This window comes from Faecalibacterium hominis (ex Afrizal et al. 2022), assembly GCF_049545105.1.
In the GTDB taxonomy this organism is placed as follows: domain Bacteria; phylum Bacillota; class Clostridia; order Oscillospirales; family Ruminococcaceae; genus Faecalibacterium; species Faecalibacterium duncaniae.
On record NZ_CP186860.1, the window covers coordinates 1,495,629 to 1,514,819 of the forward strand.

General features: G+C 48.5%; 19 protein-coding genes and 3 pseudogenes. 4 read left to right on the forward strand and 18 right to left on the reverse strand.

The window, feature by feature from the left end:
• Positions 1–11 precede the first annotated feature (11 nt).
• The 9 genes and pseudogenes from ACKXGA_RS07215 to ACKXGA_RS07255 all read right to left on the reverse strand — a co-directional run.
• Positions 12–908 (reverse strand): IS3 family transposase, encoded by an 897-nt coding sequence (locus ACKXGA_RS07215; protein ID WP_423730394.1) that lies wholly within the window; start codon positions 906–908, stop codon positions 12–14.
• The gene (locus ACKXGA_RS07220; protein WP_181967528.1) at positions 857–1,213 is read right to left on the reverse strand and encodes a helix-turn-helix domain-containing protein; all 357 of its coding nucleotides are present in this window, start codon (positions 1,211–1,213) and stop codon (positions 857–859) included. The genes ACKXGA_RS07215 and ACKXGA_RS07220 overlap by 52 nt, the downstream gene beginning before the upstream one ends.
• 316 nt (positions 1,214–1,529) lie before the next feature.
• Positions 1,530–2,201 (reverse strand): RloB family protein, encoded by a 672-nt coding sequence (locus tag ACKXGA_RS07225; RefSeq protein ID WP_117477446.1) that lies wholly within the window; start codon positions 2,199–2,201, stop codon positions 1,530–1,532.
• Positions 2,201–3,499, reverse strand: a complete 1,299-nt coding sequence (locus tag ACKXGA_RS07230) for an AAA family ATPase (RefSeq protein ID WP_117477447.1) — start codon at positions 3,497–3,499, stop codon at positions 2,201–2,203. Before ACKXGA_RS07230 ends, ACKXGA_RS07225 begins: the two co-directional genes overlap by 1 nt.
• A gap of 139 nt (positions 3,500–3,638) precedes the next feature.
• On the reverse strand, positions 3,639–3,869 hold the full coding sequence (locus tag ACKXGA_RS07235; RefSeq protein ID WP_117477448.1) for a DUF6462 family protein: 231 nt from the start codon (positions 3,867–3,869) through the stop codon (positions 3,639–3,641).
• 474 nt (positions 3,870–4,343) lie between these two features.
• On the reverse strand, positions 4,344–5,570 hold the full coding sequence (locus ACKXGA_RS07240; RefSeq protein ID WP_117477449.1) for a tyrosine-type recombinase/integrase: 1,227 nt from the start codon (positions 5,568–5,570) through the stop codon (positions 4,344–4,346).
• 107 nt (positions 5,571–5,677) lie between these two features.
• A complete protein-coding gene (locus ACKXGA_RS07245) occupies positions 5,678–5,899 on the reverse strand; it encodes an excisionase (RefSeq protein WP_242990458.1) in 222 nt (73 codons plus the stop codon).
• Between the two features lie 326 nt (positions 5,900–6,225).
• A complete protein-coding gene (locus tag ACKXGA_RS07250; protein ID WP_242990453.1) occupies positions 6,226–7,290 on the reverse strand; it encodes a hypothetical protein in 1,065 nt (354 codons plus the stop codon).
• Between the two features lie 387 nt (positions 7,291–7,677).
• Positions 7,678–8,361, reverse strand: a pseudogene (locus ACKXGA_RS07255) (DUF5906 domain-containing protein); the annotation flags it as partial.
• Positions 8,362–8,846: 485 nt separating this feature from the next.
• Between ACKXGA_RS07255 and ACKXGA_RS07260 the strand changes: the two are divergent.
• From ACKXGA_RS07260 to ACKXGA_RS07270, 3 genes are read left to right on the forward strand one after another with little or no spacing between them, the layout of a single operon-like run.
• A complete protein-coding gene (locus ACKXGA_RS07260; protein ID WP_278320829.1) occupies positions 8,847–9,833 on the forward strand; it encodes a FecCD family ABC transporter permease in 987 nt (328 codons plus the stop codon).
• A complete protein-coding gene (locus tag ACKXGA_RS07265) occupies positions 9,834–10,592 on the forward strand; it encodes an ABC transporter ATP-binding protein (RefSeq protein ID WP_117477453.1) in 759 nt (252 codons plus the stop codon).
• A 38-nt stretch (positions 10,593–10,630) separates the two neighbouring features.
• Positions 10,631–11,680 carry an ABC transporter substrate-binding protein gene (locus ACKXGA_RS07270; protein ID WP_423730369.1) on the forward strand — a complete coding sequence of 350 codons (1,050 nt, stop codon included), beginning with the start codon at positions 10,631–10,633 and terminating at the stop codon, positions 11,678–11,680.
• Positions 11,681–11,705: 25 nt separating this feature from the next.
• Here the strand turns inward: ACKXGA_RS07270 and ACKXGA_RS07275 are convergent, their stop codons facing one another.
• Complete coding sequence (locus ACKXGA_RS07275) at positions 11,706–12,497, reverse strand: AraC family transcriptional regulator (RefSeq protein ID WP_005935380.1); 792 nt, start codon at positions 12,495–12,497, stop codon at positions 11,706–11,708.
• 119 nt (positions 12,498–12,616) lie between these two features.
• Here ACKXGA_RS07275 and ACKXGA_RS07280 point away from each other — a divergent pair, with 119 nt between their 5' ends.
• Entirely contained in the window at positions 12,617–13,285 is a 669-nt protein-coding gene (locus tag ACKXGA_RS07280) for an alpha/beta hydrolase-fold protein (protein ID WP_117477455.1), read from the forward strand.
• A 491-nt stretch (positions 13,286–13,776) separates the two neighbouring features.
• Here ACKXGA_RS07280 and ACKXGA_RS07285 read toward each other — a convergent pair whose 3' ends face one another.
• The 8 genes and pseudogenes from ACKXGA_RS07285 to ACKXGA_RS07320 form a co-directional block, all read right to left on the reverse strand.
• Positions 13,777–14,571, reverse strand: coding sequence for a hypothetical protein (locus ACKXGA_RS07285; protein ID WP_117477456.1), 795 nt, complete (start codon positions 14,569–14,571; stop codon positions 13,777–13,779).
• Positions 14,558–15,016, reverse strand: a complete 459-nt coding sequence (locus ACKXGA_RS07290) for a TFIIB-type zinc ribbon-containing protein (protein WP_117477457.1) — start codon at positions 15,014–15,016, stop codon at positions 14,558–14,560. The genes ACKXGA_RS07285 and ACKXGA_RS07290 overlap by 14 nt, the downstream gene beginning before the upstream one ends.
• A 102-nt stretch (positions 15,017–15,118) precedes the next feature.
• Positions 15,119–16,717: an AAA family ATPase gene (locus ACKXGA_RS07295; RefSeq protein WP_117477458.1), complete on the reverse strand. Its 1,599-nt coding sequence runs from the start codon at positions 16,715–16,717 to the stop codon at positions 15,119–15,121.
• A 123-nt stretch (positions 16,718–16,840) separates the two neighbouring features.
• A pseudogene (locus tag ACKXGA_RS07300) lies at positions 16,841–16,945 on the reverse strand (DUF6462 family protein); the annotation flags it as partial.
• Between the two features lie 3 nt (positions 16,946–16,948).
• Positions 16,949–17,101: pseudogene (locus ACKXGA_RS07305) on the reverse strand (chromosome partitioning protein ParB); the annotation flags it as partial.
• On the reverse strand, positions 17,058–17,924 hold the full coding sequence (locus ACKXGA_RS07310; protein WP_117477459.1) for a ParA family protein: 867 nt from the start codon (positions 17,922–17,924) through the stop codon (positions 17,058–17,060). The pseudogene ACKXGA_RS07305 and the gene ACKXGA_RS07310, both read right to left, overlap by 44 nt.
• A complete protein-coding gene (locus ACKXGA_RS07315; RefSeq protein WP_117477460.1) occupies positions 17,890–18,756 on the reverse strand; it encodes a DUF6017 domain-containing protein in 867 nt (288 codons plus the stop codon). The genes ACKXGA_RS07310 and ACKXGA_RS07315 overlap by 35 nt, the downstream gene beginning before the upstream one ends.
• 127 nt (positions 18,757–18,883) lie before the next feature.
• A complete protein-coding gene (locus ACKXGA_RS07320; RefSeq protein WP_117477461.1) occupies positions 18,884–19,114 on the reverse strand; it encodes a DUF6462 family protein in 231 nt (76 codons plus the stop codon).
• Between the last annotated feature and the right edge of the window lie 77 nt (positions 19,115–19,191).

Consider the following 19,191-nt stretch of genomic DNA (forward strand, 5'->3'; position numbering starts at 1 on the left):
CAAAAATTGAATTAAGCAGCTCCAACGGTCTGAATCCTGTACTGTACAGGGCTCAGACCGTTTAGTTTTAATTTAATTCGGCGGTTGTTGTAATAGTCGATGTAATCGACAATAGCTTTTTCAAGCTGGTCAATGGAATCAAATTTTTCCAGATAGAACAGTTCCGTCTTGAGCAGTCCGAAGAAGTTCTCGGCAACAGCATTGTCCAGACAAGTGGCTTTCCGAGACATACTTTGCGTAATTCCTTTTGCTTTCAGCAGATTCTGGTAGGATTTCATCTGATACTGCCAGCCCTGATCCGAATGCAGAATCAGATTGTCAACCTTGTCCGGCAGCTTTTGAAAAGCACCTTCCAGCATATCCGTGATCTGCTTAAAGTTCGGATGGCGGCTCAGATTGTAGCTGACAACTTCGCCATTGAACAAATCAAGAATTGGAGACAGGTAGAGTTTCTGGTCGTTCACTTTGAACTCGGTAACATCTGTGACCCATTTCCGATTCGGCTGGTTTGTCTTGAAATGCCGTTCCAGCAAGTTTGGCGCAACTTCTCCGACTTCACCCTTGTAGGAGTTGTACTTTCTTTTTGCGCGAACCTGACAGACTAAGCCCAGCTGCTTCATGAGTTTCTGAACCGTCTTGTGATTCACACAAATATCGTTGTTGTGTAGTTCTTGTGCAATTCTGCGATATCCGTATCGCTTCTTGTTCTCATTGAAGATTGTAATGATCTGTTTTTTTACCATCTGGTACTTCGCAGGATTTTGAGACCGATGCAGGTAGTAATAGAATGTGCTGCGAGGAAGTCCGGCAAGTTGCAGCAATGCTTTCAATGGATATTTCTGCCTTAGCTCCTGAACTACTTGTGCTTTCTGTTTTGGCGTTCCTCTTCCAGCACCAAGGCTCTCAATTTTTTTAAATAGTCGATCTCCATACGAAGCCGTTGATTCTCTGCAATGAGATCTTCTTCTACTTGCTTGTCTAATTTCGGCTTCCGACCTTTCTGCGTCCCACTGGCGGCACAGGCTCGTCCTCGACGCTCTAACAGAAGTGCTTCTTCTCCTTCCTCCCAATAAATGCGCTCCCAGTCCCTGAGTGTACGGTCCGAAATGCCATATTCTCTGGACGCTCCCTTAAAGCTCAGGTTTTCTCTGTGGATTCGTTTAATGATTTCTACCTTCTGCGTTCCGTTGTACTTTCGTTGTCCCTTTGGCATACAAAAACACCCCATTTCCTAAACAGTATACCATACTGTCTAACAAATGGGGGGCAGTTCACACAGGTGCAGCGGCTCTTTTACATTGATTCTAGGTTCCGGACGCTCCGGGGACACTTCCGGCAGCTTCGTACAGCTTTGCGCCTGCGGAGCCCCGGCAGCCTTCTTTTACTGCTCAATCGGCTTCATCGTGGGGAAAATGCAAGCAAAGACTCTATTGGTATCCATCGTGCTTCATTCGTATCCTTGGTGCCCGAAGAAAAGACAAAGGAAAATTATCATTTTACAATAAAATTCCCCTGATAGTGAGCAATCTTTAGACCATAGAGTTAAGACTTTCCAGAAAATCAAGTGCTTCAAATACAGTTGAAAAAGTTAAACAATTTTTACAGAGCCAATGATTTCGTTCATCGGTATCTTCAATACAAGGAATTTCCTTAATGCTTTGCAAACGCTTTTGAGCATACTTTATTGCCGTTGGATAATTAGGAGCAATTTTCCAAATGGAGTCTTTGTCGCCTTTCCTGTAAGTTGGGATAATCTTTTTAACATCTTCTACGAGTTTCTTTTTGTCCGCATCAGTTTGAGTGGGAGGAGCGCAGTCCTTAAAATGAAGCATAAACCAATACTCAACACAGCCAGAAGTCATCAAAAGCCGAACACGGATATTAGGCTTTTTTCGTAGTTTGCGAAGGTAATTAATGGTTTTTAATCGTTCACTCCATATTTCATCTGCCCTATCCTTTGATTCGACATCGAAAAAGAACCATATTTCATCTGTTGCTTCAGCTACATCTCTATATTTTTTATCCTTTTCAAATCTACTTTTTGTATCTGCAAATAAATTTGTAGAAGCCCTCTTTGAACATCGTTTAATTACAGCCACATCAGAGAAACAACTCTTTAAATAATCAATATACTGTTGCTCGCTCTCTCCTTCATAAAATACATAAATTAAAGGCTTAATACGTTTTACTTGACGAGGCATTACTCTACCTCCTCAATTTCAACATTCGGAATTGCGCCGTACTTGCCAAGAATATAATTTTTCTGGATGTTTTCCGTCGTTCGTGTTCCAAGTTCACTAACACTATAAAGCTCAGAAACACCATCCGCATTGCGCTTATCCACAAAATAGAATTGATCTTTCCTTAGCAAATCCATACCCATAAGTTCTGTATTATGAGTTGTGAAAACAAGCTGTGCACCGTTTGGATTTGTACTCTTGTTCTGGAATTTTGCAACGATATATGCTACCAAAATTGGATGTAGCTCCCGATTGATTTCATCAATCAGAAGGAGTCCACCCGTTCGCAAAGCTGATTCAATTCCAGGAGCAATTGACATTAATCTACGTGTACCATCTGATTCATCGTCCAAGTCCAATTTGTAAAGCCCTTTCGAGCCATCTTTGTTTTTTCCTTTGTGCGTTGTTTTAGCGTCAACTTGGTCAACCCGCATTTGTTGCATTTTCACGTGGGGGCTAGATGCCAATGCCTGTGCAAATTGCGATAATGCCCTTTTTAGTTCATCTGGCATATTTTCGGGGAATTTATCACTGCTGTCGATTTCTTGATTATTAACATCAAATTGGACATCCTCAATGCCGAGATCTGCGGCTTTTGCATAGTTTGAAATTGCTTTTAGCATGAGTGGATCATCAGTGTAGTTAATTAGTTGATCTGGAATATCTGCATAATCCCTCGAAAAACGAACATCCTCTCTAAACCATTGCATCGCTTTGACACAATCGGCATCATTCATTGTACACGCAACGGAGAAAAACAGTTGATTTTCTGATACCATTTTACCAATCAGCTTTCGAAGAGCTTTATCCTCTGTGAAGCTAAAATTTTGTCCTTCTCGATGAAAAACAGTTGCCCTTTGCCCTTTTGGTGCATGAAATAGGTGTTCTTCTAAAATCTTCTGCCGTGTCGCAGAAAATCCATACCAGTACTTTATACTGTTTTTGGTATAAATAAACTCAAATTCTGTCGGTTGTTCTGCAGAATAATCATTTAACGCAAATGAATGAACTGGAATCTCGGATTTTTCATGTTGTGTTCGCTGTGCATTTTTTATAAACTGAACGGCTAGCCAAAAAGCACGGATAACATTACTCTTTCCACCGCCATTTTTTCCATAAATCGCTACAGTTGGTAGAATTTTTTGACTTTTATAATGAATCAGACAATCTTTTTTACTGCCTAAGCCCATTGCCTCCATAGACATTATTGCTTCATCGCGAAATGAACGATAATTTTTAAACCGAAATTCTATCAGCATATTACAACCCTCCAATGATAGAGTATCACACTTTTGAAAGAAATTCAATCAAAAAAATCTCACTTTTGAAAAAAATCATACAAATTCAAGAAAAAGCGCACCTTCGGATGAAAAGTGCGCTATGTAAGAAAACTCTGATTCAGTTGTTGCTGCGATGCTGTTCCAGATAATCATCCAGAATATCCAGATCGACGATCGCCATCTTTTTTATGCGGAGGAGTGCGTGAGCTTCCTGTGCCAGCTTTCGGAACGAAATCTTTCTCATTGAATAGAGAGCCATTCCTTCCTCGTAGCCAACGTATCTCTTTTTCTTCTTGGCTAGAATTTTTTCCAGTTCGGGAACTTCAAACGAAGCAGGCGTATGTTCCATGACAGTCTTCTCCTTTGTCAAGGGTAGTGGTATACTTGCGTTATCAGGATATAAAAAGAGGACATCTCACGGTCAGCGTTTGCTGATGGTGAAATGTCCTCTTGGCTGTTTTCTCGTTTACAGTTCTCTGCTGGTAGCCAGAATGTGAGAATCCGTCTGTCCTAATGGGGATTTTTCTGCATCTCCGTCACTCCATGCGGAAATCCGTCAAGGATGTCAGCTTTCTGACATTTTCTGTGTCTGAATCCGCGATGTACTTCATTGTCGGAGACACAAAGATTACCACGTAGCTCAGTTAGATTCAGGGCGCATCGTGGGGACAGGTCAAGGAAGGCTCACAAATGGCTTTATTTTCCTTTATAAGCCTATCCATGCGGCTTCCTTTTTCCTGCTCCCGTACGTCACCCTACGCAACTCTCCACAACTTACCGGCAATTTGGTGTAAAAGTGGTGTAGTAGTTGGTGTAGTAGATTTCAGACCGAAATGCCCAGTTTACCGTTCAGATTTGCAAAGGAATGGGCTTTGGCTTCCTTAGTGGCTTCCGCGTAAATCTCCATCGTGGTGCTGATGTCCTTGTGTCCCATGATGTCCTGAATGATCTTCAGGTTGGTCTCATTTTCGCACAGCCGGGTGCAGAATGTGTGCCGGAGATTGTGGCAGGAGAAAGGCGGCAGCAGTTCGGGTTCGCGCTTCTGCTTTTCCGCTTTTTCCAGTTCGGCTTCGTTGTAGGCAACGCTGATGCGCTTGATAGCACGGTTGACGGTCTGCGGATTCTGCGGCTGACCGAAGCGGTTCAGGAACACAAAGTCCGAGATACCATCGATTTCGTACTCACACACCAGTTCCTGCTGATTGGCTCGTTCCTGCTCCAACGCTTTTCGAACTTCAGGCAATATGGGAATTGCCCGTTTGCCTGCGGCAGTTTTGGGCGTGGACATGGTGAAGTAGCAGCCACCGACTTCGTGGTCATGGTAGACCAGATTGTGCTGAATGGTAATAAACCCACTCTCAAAGTCGATGTCACTCCAGCACAGGCCTACCGTTTCCGAGATACGGCATCCGGTTCCCAGCATGAAAGTGAACATCGGAAGCCAGTGCTGGAACTTCGGCGTTTTCTTAATGAAATTCAGGAATGCCTGCTGCTGGGGCAAGGTCAGAGCGTGGCGTTTGGGCGTTTCGTACTGGTGGGCGGCTTTAATGGCCGTCAGGACACCATCCGTGGGATTTACACGGATGTACTCATCGTCCACCGCCACCGCAAAGACCTGATGGAGAACATTCTGGATGGTTTCCAGCGTGTTCAGTGCCATCTTGCCATTGCGGACGATGCCATTGTAGTAGCTGCGGATATCCGACTTGCGAATATCCTTGAGCTTCATCCTGCCGATCTCATCCCGAACGAACCGATTGTACATATAAACGTAATTGGCGAAGGTATGCTCTTTCAAGCCCACCTTGTTCTTACGCCACAGTTCAAACAAGTCATTCAGGGTCAGGCTGCACTCCGGGATGCGGATGCCCTCTGCCAAGTCGCGCTGTATCTTCTCTTCCTTTTCGCGCAGCCCCTCCAAGGTTGCATCATAGATGGTATGGCGTTTTCCGTTTTTCGCAGTCCAACGGTACATATACAGCCCGTCACTCTTGCGGTAGACCTCGCCATCCTTCAGAACACGGCCTTTGTTATCTTTACGTCTTTGCATATAAACTCTCCTTTTCGTTCACAGAATGTTGAAAAGGAGCCTTACACCATGAGTATACCATGGTGCAAGACTCCCTGCAACATCAAACGGTCAATTTTCACACCGCATCAGATCGAGAATGCCTTGTCCAGATATTCGTCCAGCTTACGGCGTTTGATCAGCCGTTTGGTTCCGTTCCAAAGGACGAACTTGCATTCATCGCTATCGGTCATCGACCGCAGTTTATTGACACCGATCCCGGAGTACGCCGCCGCTTCCTCCAAGGTCAGATTGCTCTTTTGCCAAATCGGAACTTGTCGGGACTTAGTCCCTCCATCTTGCTGACGCAAGACCGTTCCGTTGCTTAAAGTCCCCACTGGGGACTTCATTGCTTCGCAAACGCAAACTTCTTTCACTTGCACCTCCATATCCTTGTAACCGGGTGCCGGGGCAGAAGGTGCCAGCTTTCTGCCCCAAACGCTCCCGATGAGGTTCAGATTTCCGAGTGCCCCTCCTGTGTGCGGGGTTGTGCCGCTGGTTTGTTTTGTGCCTGTTCTGCCTGCAAGCGGTTCAGCAGTTGCAGAACGGAATCCCGTGCTTTCTCCTTGACCTGCTCCTTGCCTTTCTGCCGGACTTCCGGCTTCAAGAGCTTCTCCTGCAAGCGTGCAGAGGTGGTCTACATGGTCTTGAGGAACTTGTCCAGCACGCTATCCAGATGTTTTGCAGTGTACTCCCGTGTGGCCTGCGGAGCTTTGCGTTCCGGGGACAGCACCCACTTTTTCGTATCCTCGATCATCCGCATATCTTCCTTGCGGATCTCGGTGCGTACCACATCCGTCACGACCTCCACCGCCTTGTCGTAAGCTGCTGCTGAAACATCTTCCAGCAGGGTCTCCATGTCGCCGACCTTGAGGGTCAGTTCGTCCAGCCTGTTCTGCTGAGCGGCAAGCTGCTCCTTCTGCTTGGCAAGGATGAAGTCCTGCTTCTCCAGATACTTGCGGTTGCCGTACTCCGCTTCCTCCTCCAGATCCAGCCCATATCGCTTGGCGATCTCGAACAGCATCTTCCGACAGGCGGTATCAAAGGTGATTTTGCGGTTGTTGCGGCGGCTGAGGGGCTTGTCCGGGTCGGGCAGCTCAAAGCCCAGTGTTTCCAGCGCCTTTTCCTGCTGGGGTGCGACCTCTCCGTGTTTGTTCTCGCAGTCGAACACATGACGTTCGTGGATATGCGGTATACTTTCATCCAGATGCAACGCCCAGTCCAGTACATGAACATGGTCTCCGAACCTCGCCTTGAACTCTTCAATAAACTCCGTCACGACCGCCAGCAGAACTTCGCCCGAAGCATGGTCGTCCTTTGTTCCCAGCTGATAGATGGTTTCTTCCGGGCAGGTCTTGCGGCTGGACAGCAGGTCAGGAATGGAGCGGTTACGTTCCGTGTGCCGGATCTTTGCGTTACGCTCGTTCTGGTTTTCGATGAAGGCCGTGTAGTGGGTCTCGTAGAATTGCCGTTCCACATCTGAGAAGGTTGCTGCCAGATCATCCGGGTCTTGTGGGACAAGAGCCGAACGGAAACCGTGAAAGCAGTCCCAGTAGATGTTGCCCTTGGCTCGTTCGGGGTCGATGTGCTCGCTGTTGGTGAGGTCGAGATTCCGGTCGTTGTGCTTGGGATTATAGGTGCCGTGCTTTCCGGCTCGTCCGTTGTGTCGCGTTAATTTCAGATAGACATCCCTCCGTTTCAACAGCTTGGCGTGGAAAAACGCAGCAGCGGAGCTGCTGGATCTGCCGCCGTTTTGCGCCAGATAATACCCAGTAGGATATGACGCACAGCATCATATCACTGGGGCAAAGGACTGCATCCTCTGCACTCCTGCACCGGGCAAGCTGTCCTGAATGGACAGCTCGTCCGGCTTTTCAGAGGGTCATTTTGACCCTCTGATTTGGTAAATGCCGCTCTCCGACACTTACCACTCTTGGCAAACTGTCAAGATGACACTTTGCCAACGCCTCCTATAAAGGAGAACTTGAGCGTTTTTCTGCGTACGTGCGTACACAGCAGGCGGCGTTCTCTGTACGCACGTACGCAGCGAAAGACCGAAAACGTGCCATATAGGGGGATCAAAAGCGGGTCATGCCCGCCAGCCGTTTGGGGTAAGGTCAGGCTGCACAAGGGTCTCGATGCCCACAAATCCCCGGACCCGCCGCCCGGAAGAATTGATGATGTTGTTGGTGGATTCCAGATTGTACCTGCGCTGGTTGGCGATCAGGGCATCGCTGAACCCACGGGATTTGATGGCGTTCAGGCTGTTCTCCTCACACCACATCTTGTAAACCTCATACAGCTCTTTCGAGCTGGTGCAGGCATCCGCCTTCAGGCGGATGTAGCCCTCGGATTCGAGGAAATCGAACACATTGTTGTTCCGCTTCACCAGTTCCCGGTTCCGCTTGGCACGGTCACTCTCGGTGAACTGGAAGCCATTCTTCACCAGCCGCTGCAAGCCCTCAAATGCCCACAGCAGGATGCCCTCGACCTCTGCCGCCATCTTCTCGGCAATGTCCGGGTCATCCACACGAGACAGGGGCTTGTCCTTGGTGGTCAGGATGAGCTGACGGCGATAGAAACCGTCCGAGCGGTCATACAATGCCTGCAGATCGCCGTTGCTGAACGCCAGCAGACGGGCGTACATCCAGCCTTGATAGCTCTGCTTGCCCTTGCGCTCCAAGTCCATCTGTCCCTGTGCGGTCACGATGGATTTGACATAGTTGGTCTGACGCAGGGCTTCCATCCGCATATCATCGTCCACGCAGCGCAGGGGCATGGGGTCCACCATTCTGCCGTCCGGGGTGAAAAATGCACCATTCGAGTAAAGCAGTTGATGGGTGCTCAGAAAATCGTCACAGAACAGGGATTCGTTGAAAAAAACCTTCTTGAACCATGCAGGGGTAAAATTACTCATAGGCATTCCATCCTTTCGTTGGCGTTACGGAAAAACAATGTGGTCAATTTGACCACATTGTTTTCTGGTAACTGAGGAATCAACGTTTAGCCGTTCTCCCTGCATGGATTTCCTGCCCCCTTCCGGCGGCGTTTTCCGGCTCTCCCACTTGGGGGTCATCGCCGGGTATCCCATGCAGACGGTCATGCGGTTTTTAAGAATCGTCCATTCTTTAAAGAATTGTCCATAGACAAATCTGCAAGCAGCCTGTAAAATACTTTGCAGGTAGTCAAAGCTAACCCCTGACCACTTGAGAGGGTGATTTCTATATGAAAAAGACACGACTGACGATCATTCTATTGATGATTCTAACGCTTGTTTCTGCAATCATTACGCTTTGCATGGGAGCAGTCCGCATTCCGGTACAAGATACACTATCGATCCTGCTTCGGCACCTGTTCGGGACAGACACAGGCACCTCGGTATCTGTGGCATTTGAACAGATCGTCTGGCAGATCCGAATGCCCCGAATTATTCTGGGCTTTCTAGCAGGAAGCGGGCTGGCGCTCTGTGGCTGCGTGATGCAGGCAGTTGTCCAAAACCCAATGGCAGACCCATACATTCTTGGTGTGTCGGCAGGCGCAACGCTGGGAGCCACCGGTTCACTCTTTTTAGGGCTGGGCGTAATCTCCGGCTTTTGGGCCTTTGTAGGAGCAGGCGGTGCCTGCTTCCTCGTATTGGCTCTCTCATCGGCGGATGGCAAGACCACCTCAGTCAAGCTGATTCTCTCTGGCATGATCGTCAATGCGCTGCTGACCGCATTTTCCAACTTTATCATTGCAGTAGCCGGTGATTCGGACGGTATGATGTCCATCAAGTTCTGGACGATGGGTTCACTGACCCGTGCCGGATGGAAGAACATCGGCCTTGTCGCACTGATTGTACTGGCAGCAGCAGTCTTTTTCCGGACGCAGGCGCAGACGCTGGATGGCCTGATGTTGGGCGAGGAAGCAGCTTCCACCATCGGCATCAACACCTTCCGGTGTCGGTTGGTTTACCTGCTGGTGCTCTCGGTGCTGACCGGTGCACTTGTATCGGTCTGCGGCACGATTGGCTTTGTAGGGCTTATTATCCCGCACGTTTCCCGCGCCATTGCAGGCACAGCACACCGAAAACTACTGCCCATTGCAGCATTATCCGGCGGACTGTTCATGCTTTGGGTAGATGCCATCGCCCGCAGTCTGATTCCCAACACCGAGCTGCCTGTGGGCATCTTCACTGCCTTGGTGGGTGCGCCGTTCTTCGTCTATGTGATGGTGCGTAAAAAGTATGGATTTGGAGGCAATTGAATGAAACTGGATGCGAAAAACGTCAGCGTTTCGATTGCCGGAAAACCCATCGTTCGGAATCTCTCCATTGAGGTGCCGGACCGGAAATTTTCGGCCTTGCTGGGTGCCAACGGCAGCGGCAAGACCACTCTACTCCGCTCCATCTACCGCACACAAAAGATGGACAGCGGCATCGTTCGTCTGGATGACGAGGACATCACACACTTTTCCGGCAAAAAGCTGGCGCGGAACATGGCGGTGATGGGACAATTCAACCAGATCAATTTTGACTATACCGTGCTGGACATCGCCCTGATGGGACGGTATCCGTTTCACTCCCTGCTGGAGCAGGAAAAAGAGCGGGATTATGAGATGGCTTTGGAGGCACTGGACAAGGTAGGCATGAAAAGCTACCGCGACCGGAACTTCCAGTCCCTTTCGGGCGGTGAAAAGCAGCGGGTGGTTCTGGCCCGCGCGCTGACCCAGTCGCCCAAGATCCTGATCCTCGACGAGCCGACAAATCATCTGGATATCCGTTATCGGTTAGAAATCCTTTCAATCATCAAAGATTTGCAGATCACGGTCCTGGCTGCTCTGCATGATCTGAGCCTTGCGGCGCAGTTCTGCGACTATCTCTACCTGATGAAACAAGGGGAGATAGTTACGCAGGGGATGCCCGAAGCCGTAATGACCTCTGAAAACCTGCACCGCATCTTTGATGTCGAAGCCTGTGTCTACCCCAGCCCGATCAACGGAAAACTGATGATTCAATATCTATAACAAAAACGCGGGAGTACCCCGCAGAAAGAGGAACCTTTATGAAAAAGAAAACCCTGAGTGTTGCTGCCGCGGCACTGGCAGCCGTCATGCTGGCCACTGGCTGCAGTCAGACTACATCTTCTGTGGCATCGTCTGCTGCCGCCTCCTCTGAGGTGGCTTCATCGGTGGCCGAGAGCACCGTTTCTTCCGCTGAGGAGACTGCCTACCCCCTGACCCTGCAGATTTATGACGCTGATGGCAATGCTGTAGATATGACCTACGACCATGCACCGGAGAAGGTGCTGTCCACACAGCTGTCCATGACTGAGTTGCTCATCAAGCTGGGGCTCAAGGATAAAATCGTCGGCGTGTTCGATAATGACAATGCCCTGAAGGGTGACATTGCTGATGAAATTGCATCTCTAAATAGCCTTGGCGATAAGAAGTCTGTTTCCAAGGAGACCATCCTTGCCACGGAGCCGGATCTGATCCTTGGCAAGGGTCCCCTGATGTTCACCGAAAGCAGCATTGGCACTGTCCAGTCCTATCAGGAGCTGGGCATTCCCGTCTACACTGAGCTGGCTAGCGCTTCCATTGATCAGTCGCTGGATAACATTGTAGAGGATGTGCGGAACATCGGCGAGATCTTCAACGTGCAGGAGACTGCAAACGCTTACGCTGACGAGCTGCAGGAGAGAATCGACGCGCTGATGGACAAGGTCAGCAGCCAGAGTGGCGAACCCCTGAAGGTTCTGTTCATGGCTGGCTACGCCGATGGCACCTTCGTGGCCTTCAATTCCAAGATGAGCAGTTGTATGCTGAATGCCCTGAACGCTGAAAATGTTCTGGACAAGGGCGGCAACGGCTTGACTCTGGAGAATCTGGTCTCCATGAACCCGGATATCATCGTCTACGTCCGCGCAGATCGCTTTGGTGCCACCGATGCCGACGCGGTGGAGCAGCTGACCTCCAACGCCGTCGTGCAGGAAGTTCCCGCCATCGCCAACCAGAAGGTCATCGAGATGGATTATGATGACGTAATGGACTACGGTGCACGGGTCATCGATTCTGCTGAGACCCTGTACAACTTCATGTACAGTGCATCTTAACGGAACCTGAAATCAAAAATTTCGGTTATGGCAGAATACGGGTGGGCGGAAAGCCCATCCGTTTTTTGTAAATGCGGCTGAAATAACAGGCATCTCGGTAGCCGACCTCATGAGCGGCCTGTGTCACAGTGTAGTCGCCGGAACGCAAAAGCTCAGTGGCTATTCGGACACGATAATTGATGAGGTAATCGATGGGACGGATGTTTTTGTACTTATAAAAGAGATAGCTGACATGTCCAGCTTTCTCATTGACCTGCTCGGCCAGTGCGTCCAGCGTCAGCGGCTCTGCATAGTGCTCTGCGATGAAATCCAGCAGGATGTTCATAATCTGGCTCTCGTTATAAGTTTCCTCGGGCTGAAAATCTGCAAAAATCTGGGCGAAGAACTCTTCTGTCAGCTTTTCCTGCTGGTACTGACTGCGGATGTCAGCGTCCGGGTGGAGCTTTAGGATCTGCTCCAGAATGGAAAAGGTCTGTTCCGGATTTTTGAGCTTGTGGGAGAACAGCAAAGGCCGGTCGTTTTCGTAGTACATATTGATGTAGTGGAAATCCTGCTCGCCCAAAGCCGAAATGGTCAGGGTCTTGTCGGGACATCCGTGCAGGAATAGTCCTCGCTTGGCAATGAAAGGTTCGTGCTCAAATGAGAAGATGGCCCGACCCGACACCGGAACAATCAGTGCACTTTTCAGGGTGCGGTAGCTATTACTCTCACCAGCGTGCAGGGTAAAGCTGCGGAAGCCGACAGACTCGATTCGGCCCTGATTGTATTCCTGAAATAAAATTTCCAGCGGATTAGGAAGCGCGGATATTTGATTCATTGGGAGCTCCTTTGTGCAAAAGCGGTTAGCTAATGCTAATATAGCACAAAATGCTACCGTTTGTCTATGTGGGGAGCACCCCACACTGCGTAATAATTGATAAAAAAGGGCGGTTATGGATGGAAATTCTAAATCTCGGTTCACATCGAATTGGAGTCCGGTTCCCGGAAAAGGGACTGCGCAAAGGCAAAAATCCTGCAATCCTACTCAACGATGGGGAACTGATTGAGCAGTTGAATCTGCGCACGGAACGAGCAGTGTTGGTGGGGGTATACCCCAATAACAGACTTTCAGAATATACCCCGTGGCCGGAACCGGCTATTCGACCGGGCACGCCGGATTTTGGTGGGCAGCTAGGACAATATCATCGAGAACTGAACAACGAAATTCTCCCGGCGCTTATAGACGAATACGCCCTTGACACGGAAAAGCTGGCGTATGGCGGCTATTCGCTGGGCGGTCTGGCTGCAACCATGAGTCTCTGGGAAACAGATGCCTTTGCTGCAGTATTTTCCCTCTGTGGGTCGTTCTGGTATCCGGGTGTTGCCGATTTCATAGAGGAACATGTCCCCAAAAACCACTCCGCACAGGTTTATCTGCAAAATGGTATCCGGGAGGGCGAAGGCCACAACAACCGCCTGTGTGATGCCTATAGCTATGCCCAACGAGTCCACACTGCCCTGCAAGCGACATGTGGAGCCAAAACTGTGCTGGATGACTACGGCCATCATGACCGGCAAAGTGAGCGTCTTAACGCTGCACTGCGTTGGGTGGAACGTGTGCTATGAATCATTGGCGTAAATTTTGGCGTATGCTGAATCAAGGTGCATTTTATAATCACCAGCGACGAGCTGATTTAACCGCAGGGAACGCCGATTGGTAGCATAAAATCCTTATATGAAACAAAAAGCGGCAGCTACGTTGTTTTACGCAACATAGCTGCCGTATCTTCGTTTTAATTTCGTGTTTTACTGCTCAATCGGCTTCATCGTGGGGATTGCTCTAACACACCCAGACGAATCCTTATAAATCGCTTCAAATCGTTACTTTTCACTCATTTTCAACTTCATTGTTGAGTAATAAATCTTCAAAAACAGCGATGTTTTAGCGTACAATTGGTACAAGATTGGTACAGAAGTGGTACAAAATCACTTTTGCACCCAATACTTAGCACAGACGATAATATATGCCGACAAGCGTTATTCCACCTATACTATATCAACATCAATGTTATAAATAGTAGGTTGAACTTCATACGATTCATCTCATCTTCCTTAAATCACATTGGAAGAAGCGGTGCAATAAAATCGGCCAGTGCTGCAACTGATGCGCCAAATTCCACGGTGCCTTTAATAGCCTTCAATGTTCCAAGAGCAGTTTTAATCATACTCTTTTTAGGTTTTTCTGCGGCAGCTTCGGTTTCTATTACTTCTAGACTTTCATAAGCAGCCTCTCGGCTATCTACATCAAGTACATCTGCATTTTCTTTGATTGCCGCAATCAACTTCTCTAATCCATCCAAATCAGCTTTTACCTGATTTGTTGCATTAACAGTTGAGCCATCTGTTGCAATAATAGCCTGACCGTTTTCCACAGATACATTATAAACAATTTTTTCATCTAATCCCATATCAATACCAACTTTCGTTAAATATCTTTCAATGTGACCAATCAAAATCATAACAAAGCGATCATTAAAGGCCTTCACTCTTTCCTGAAACTTTGAAGTGGAACGGGCATACCCTATGGCGATTGCATTATAAACATCAATATTTTCATTTGCAATATACCGTAGAACAGCATAAATATTCCGAACTTCTTCCTCCTCTGTATCACCAGGTGCGAAAATTTCTCTCCCATATGAGTGTTGAACTTCTTTAATATCCTCCTCAACATTCATATCACAATCGCCGCAGCTTTTAATATAATCAGCAATAATAGGTGTACTGTCCAAATAGTTCAGATATTTTTGAAGTACACCAGTATAGTCTCCGTAGTTTGCTTGAATCAAGCGATTAGAGTAGCTATTGAAATCATAAAGAATTTTTCGGAGTTCTCGTTTATTCAATTTCATAATCTTTTACCCCACAAAATGGACAATATGCTCCTGCTATTTTCAATAATGGCTTAATTTTGGCTGTCCGTCCACAACATGAAAATGTACCGCTTTCTAATGCTTCAATGCCAGAATGAAGCGGAGATTCACTTTTATGTATCGGACGATTTCCTGCTTTTATTTTAACATACTTGTTGCTTTTTCGTTCCAAGTCTTTAACCATGTCATAAATATAGTCATTGGCAATATTCTCTGCCATGTTCATCGCAAGATTTAATACATCCTCAGTGAGGTAGTTGTCACTTATCAATCCACAACTAGGGCAATAGATTTGAAGTACACCGTCATCCTGTGCGTCAGATGGCATCACCTTAAAAAGATTGCCACAGTGGTCGCATTTCAGAAGTGCATAACCGTCATCGTCTGTTGGAATTGAAATACTCATTTGAATTTCATCATTCATAGATTTTATATCCGTTTTCTTTTAAGAGGATACTCATTGGAATTTTCTTCAAATCAATTCGGATTTCATACGGGGTCTAGATGTGAATAGAAGCTTTTCAAGTTAAACACCTTTCTGGATGTGTTCTATGACACACTCATGTTTTTTCGTGATCTTATCATAATTGATGCCAACCAACAGCAGATTTCCCTGATAATCCTTCAGCGCATTGCCGTAGTGCTTCTCCTTGATTTGAGCCAATGCGCCAGCCGCACTCTTATCCCATTTCAGCTCGATCACTATCGCTGGCTTGTCCAGATGCAGCCTGCGGGGAATAAAGCACACATCCGCAAAGCCTTTACCTGCGGGCAGTTCACGCACCAGCGTGTAATACTCCCGTGCAAAATAGAACGCCAGATTGATGGTACAGCTCAGAGAGTTTTCATCGTTGTATTGCAGGATAGAGACTTCTTCATGTGCCTTATCGATGCCGGCTGCCACGGCATCCGCATCCATTGCCCACAATGCTTCGAGCAGCTTGCGGGATGCGTCAACGGAATCCATGACACCTTTCCAGTTCATTGTGCTGATGGCATTGACGTACTCCTGCGAAACTTCCTTGTTGGGAATCGTCACGGTTTCGCTGGAACTATCGTAGGTCAGATAGCCCAGATGCACCAGCAGCGTCAGCACATCATCTTTGCAGGAGAAAGTGGTCATATCATTGCTGAATGTGCCGGTGTTGATCTTCACACGCTCGCCAGCAAGCATCCGAACTACGGCATCCTGCAAACCATCCATATCCATCTGGATGTAAATTTTCAGGGCTTCGTAGGTTTCAGTCTGGTTCCAGTAGGTGCCGAACTTGTGCCGCAGCATGGCTTCCACAACCGATTTCGGGCTGTACATGGAATAATGCACATCACCGGACTGCCGGTGTGCAATCAGGTCATAGCCATCGTACCATGCTCTGGCTTCCTCAAAGTTCATCTGATACTTGTCACAGAGAGCAGCTACTTCCTGCTCGGTGAAGCCGAAGTATTCTGCCAGATCGCCAGGGTCGGTCATGGAATATTCGGTGAACATATTCAGCGCAGAATGAGAGCCGTACTTCTTGATCGGAAGAATGCCCGTCATATAGGCCAGCGCAACATAATCCTTATCCTTGAGCCATGCCCGCAGGAAGTCGAGATACTTTTTCTGCGCATCCTGATCCTGCTGATATTCGCGGAACAGGCAGTCCCATTCGTCAATCAGGATCACGAACGACCGTTTCGTTTTTGCGTAGATGTCCTTCATCACCTGAATGAGATTGCTCTCATCCCGAAAACGCACTTCCTGAAAGTGGTCGGTCAGGTCAAAGACCAGATACTTTTGCAGCATGGTCAGCATTTCATCCATGCTGTGCGTCATGCTCAGAAATTCCTGCATATTGACCTTGAGGACATCGTACTGGTTCCGATGCTGCTGATAAGAACCTGTCTTGCTGATTTTCAGAGGGTCAAACAGGGATGCGGTATCTTCACCACGGTCGTAGTAAGCTGCAAGCATATCCGCAGCCATCGACTTGCCGAAGCGTCTGGGGCGGCTGACGCAGAGAAACTTCTGCCGCGTGTTCAAAACCGCATTTGTCTTTTCGATCAGTCCTGTCTTGTCCACATAGATTTCCGAGTTCAGACTTTCCTGAAAGCCTTTGCTGCCCGGATTCAGATAACTGCCCATGCAGGCACCTCCCATCGTGCGAATGTTATTATGTTCATTATACTCTAATCTGCCCGGAATCACAAGAACAGGTAACAGGGTTTTATGTAAGACCTCCGGCGGTGCGCCGGAGGTGCAAAATGCTCACATACGGAAGGTGTCCAGATATTCATCAAAGATGTCCAGATTCACCAGCACCACACGGCGAATCTTGTAAATTGCTCCTGCTTCCTTTGCGAGCTGTTCAAATGTATCCAGAACTTTGAATGGGTGGTTCTTAAACGGGAAAAGTTCATCCACAGGAATCTGTTGTACCTGTTCCCGCTGTTCTTCCTGCCGGGTTTCCTCCGAACTGAACAGGTCATCTAGCCCTTTCAGAGCTACGTTTAAGCCGCTTTTCGGCATCCGCCAACACCTCCCTCGCTAAAGATTGGTAGGCTTCTGCCACCTTGCCCTTTGGGTCATGCCGGAAAATGCTCTTTCCTGCGGCACTGGTTTCGGTGGCACGGACAGACCGGGGAATGGTCTGGTCGAACACCTTGATTTTACTGCCGTATACTTGGCGTATCAGGGTGTCGATTTGCTTTCCGTAGTTGGTGCGGCTGTCCGTCATGGTGAGCAGGATGCCCTCGATTTTTAATTTCGGGTTGATCTGCCGCCGCACCTTGCCGACGGTCTGCAAAAGCTGTTCCAGACCTTTGGCAGACAGGTATTGTGCCTGTACAGGAATCAGTGTGGTGTCAGCCGCCGCCAAAGCATTGATGGTGAGCATCCCCAGAGAGGGCATACAGTCCAGTAGGATATAATCGTACTCCTGTTTTGCTCCGTCCAACACCTGTTTGAGCATCTTTTCTCGGTTCATGCTGTTCACCAGAGCTACTTCCAGCCCTGCCAGTTCGATGTTGGCAGGAATCAGGTCAACGCCCTCTGCATGGTGCAAAATGCCCTCGCCGGGCGGAATGGGCTGGTCGTTCATGGCTTTCTGCATCAGAGTGGACAGGGTGGTGGGAAGTTCATCGGGCTGCTGCCAGCCCATGCTGATGGTAAGACTGCCCTGCGGGTCGGTGTCCACCAGCAGAACTTTCTTGCCCTCCATTGCCAGCCCAATGCCCAGATTTTCACAGGTGGTGCTTTTTCCGACACCGCCTTTCTGGTTCGTGACTGCGATAATCGTTGCTTTCTTTGCGATAACATCACCCCACCTTCCGGGAACCGTGCGCAAAATCATGGTTCGTTAAGTTCTGATAGTGTAGATTCATGGTCGTGGGCGCATTGTAGAGCGAGGCAAGCAGATACTGTTTCATGTTCCGCACCGGGGTGGCATTTTCGGTAAGGCTGTTCAGCACAAAGCGGATGTGGTCTGCATTCAGCTTTTTCAGCCGCCTGCGTACCACCTCGGCAGGCTTATCATCCCCGGCGATTCGGAGCATCCTGCGTTTGGTGGCACAGGTATCCACCAGCAAATCCACGATCTGATAGATGATGTCCTCATCGTCCGGGCAGAGCCGGAGAAGTAGCTCGACCTCCAACGCCCGATAAAAATAATCCTCAAGCTGTTCCCGGATGCCCCCGGAATAGATAGGATCAGGATCGTTCCACTCTGTTTTATTCTTATCAGTCTTATTTGCTTGCGGTTTTTGCCGCTCCTGAACTGCGCTTTGGGCAACGCCTGAATTGCTGTTTGCGCAATTCAGATTGTGCGTTTTTGACAGCCCTGTGGTGAAGTCTTTGACGTAAATCAGGCTGGTTCTGCCCAGACCGCGCCGCTTGCGCTCGATCAGGTCGATTTGCTCCAGTTCCCGGAACAGCTTGACCGCCTTGTGTTCGGCGCAGCAGAGCGATTCCTGCACTTCCCGGACAGTGTAGATGATATACACCCGCCCCTGCTTGTCCATCCAGCCGTTTTTGACCGACAGGCTCATGCGGTCGAGCAGGATACCGTACAGCGTCCGGGCATCCGTGGAGAGCTGCCGGAAACGGCTGTCCTGAAACAATGCCTTTGGGATGCGGAAGTAGGAAAACAGTTCGCCCGACTGCCCATAGAAATAGTCGAGCGTCATTTGGTGTGTCCTCGAATTTTTAACTCTAAGCATTTCTTCATGTGCAAAACCTCCTTGATTCTGATTTTCGGGCAAAAGAAAAAGCGCACCTTCGGATGGAAAGTGCGCTATGTAAGAAAACGCTGATTCAGTTGTTGCTGCGATGCTGTTCCAGATAATCGTCCAGAATGTCCAGATCAATAATCGCTATCTTTTTTATGCGGAGTAGTGCGTGAGCTTCCTGTGCCAGCTTTCGGAACGAAATCTTGCCCATCGAATAGAGAGCCATTCCTTCTTCGTAGCCGACGTATCTCTTTTTCTTTTTGGCCAGAATTTTTTCCAGTTCGGGAACTTCAAACGAAGCAGCTTTATGTTCCATGACATTCTTCTCCTTTGTCAAGGGTAGTGGTATACTTGCGTTATCAGGATATAGAAAGAGGACACCTCACGGTCAGC

Coding starts and splice junctions, on each gene's coding strand:
- ACKXGA_RS07295 (WP_117477458.1), bottom strand. CDS start 16,717: ATGGGCAGTTATCTGAATCCGGGCAGCAAAGGCTTTCAGGAAAGTCTG.
- ACKXGA_RS07290 (WP_117477457.1), bottom strand. CDS start 15,016: ATGAATGATGAAATTCAAATGAGTATTTCAATTCCAACAGACGATGAC.
- ACKXGA_RS07275 (WP_005935380.1), bottom strand. CDS start 12,497: ATGAATCAAATATCCGCGCTTCCTAATCCGCTGGAAATTTTATTTCAG.
- ACKXGA_RS07220 (WP_181967528.1), bottom strand. CDS start 1,213: ATGCCAAAGGGACAACGAAAGTACAACGGAACGCAGAAGGTAGAAATC.
- ACKXGA_RS07265 (WP_117477453.1), top strand. CDS start 9,834: ATGAAACTGGATGCGAAAAACGTCAGCGTTTCGATTGCCGGAAAACCC.
- ACKXGA_RS07260 (WP_278320829.1), top strand. CDS start 8,847: ATGATTCTAACGCTTGTTTCTGCAATCATTACGCTTTGCATGGGAGCA.
- ACKXGA_RS07240 (WP_117477449.1), bottom strand. CDS start 5,570: ATGCAAAGACGTAAAGATAACAAAGGCCGTGTTCTGAAGGATGGCGAG.
- ACKXGA_RS07320 (WP_117477461.1), bottom strand. CDS start 19,114: ATGGAACATAAAGCTGCTTCGTTTGAAGTTCCCGAACTGGAAAAAATT.
- ACKXGA_RS07310 (WP_117477459.1), bottom strand. CDS start 17,924: ATGATTTTGCGCACGGTTCCCGGAAGGTGGGGTGATGTTATCGCAAAG.
- ACKXGA_RS07230 (WP_117477447.1), bottom strand. CDS start 3,499: ATGCTGATAGAATTTCGGTTTAAAAATTATCGTTCATTTCGCGATGAA.
- ACKXGA_RS07315 (WP_117477460.1), bottom strand. CDS start 18,756: ATGACGCTCGACTATTTCTATGGGCAGTCGGGCGAACTGTTTTCCTAC.
- ACKXGA_RS07280 (WP_117477455.1), top strand. CDS start 12,617: ATGGAAATTCTAAATCTCGGTTCACATCGAATTGGAGTCCGGTTCCCG.
- ACKXGA_RS07270 (WP_423730369.1), top strand. CDS start 10,631: ATGAAAAAGAAAACCCTGAGTGTTGCTGCCGCGGCACTGGCAGCCGTC.
- ACKXGA_RS07225 (WP_117477446.1), bottom strand. CDS start 2,201: ATGCCTCGTCAAGTAAAACGTATTAAGCCTTTAATTTATGTATTTTAT.
- ACKXGA_RS07235 (WP_117477448.1), bottom strand. CDS start 3,869: ATGGAACATACGCCTGCTTCGTTTGAAGTTCCCGAACTGGAAAAAATT.
- ACKXGA_RS07285 (WP_117477456.1), bottom strand. CDS start 14,571: ATGAAATTGAATAAACGAGAACTCCGAAAAATTCTTTATGATTTCAAT.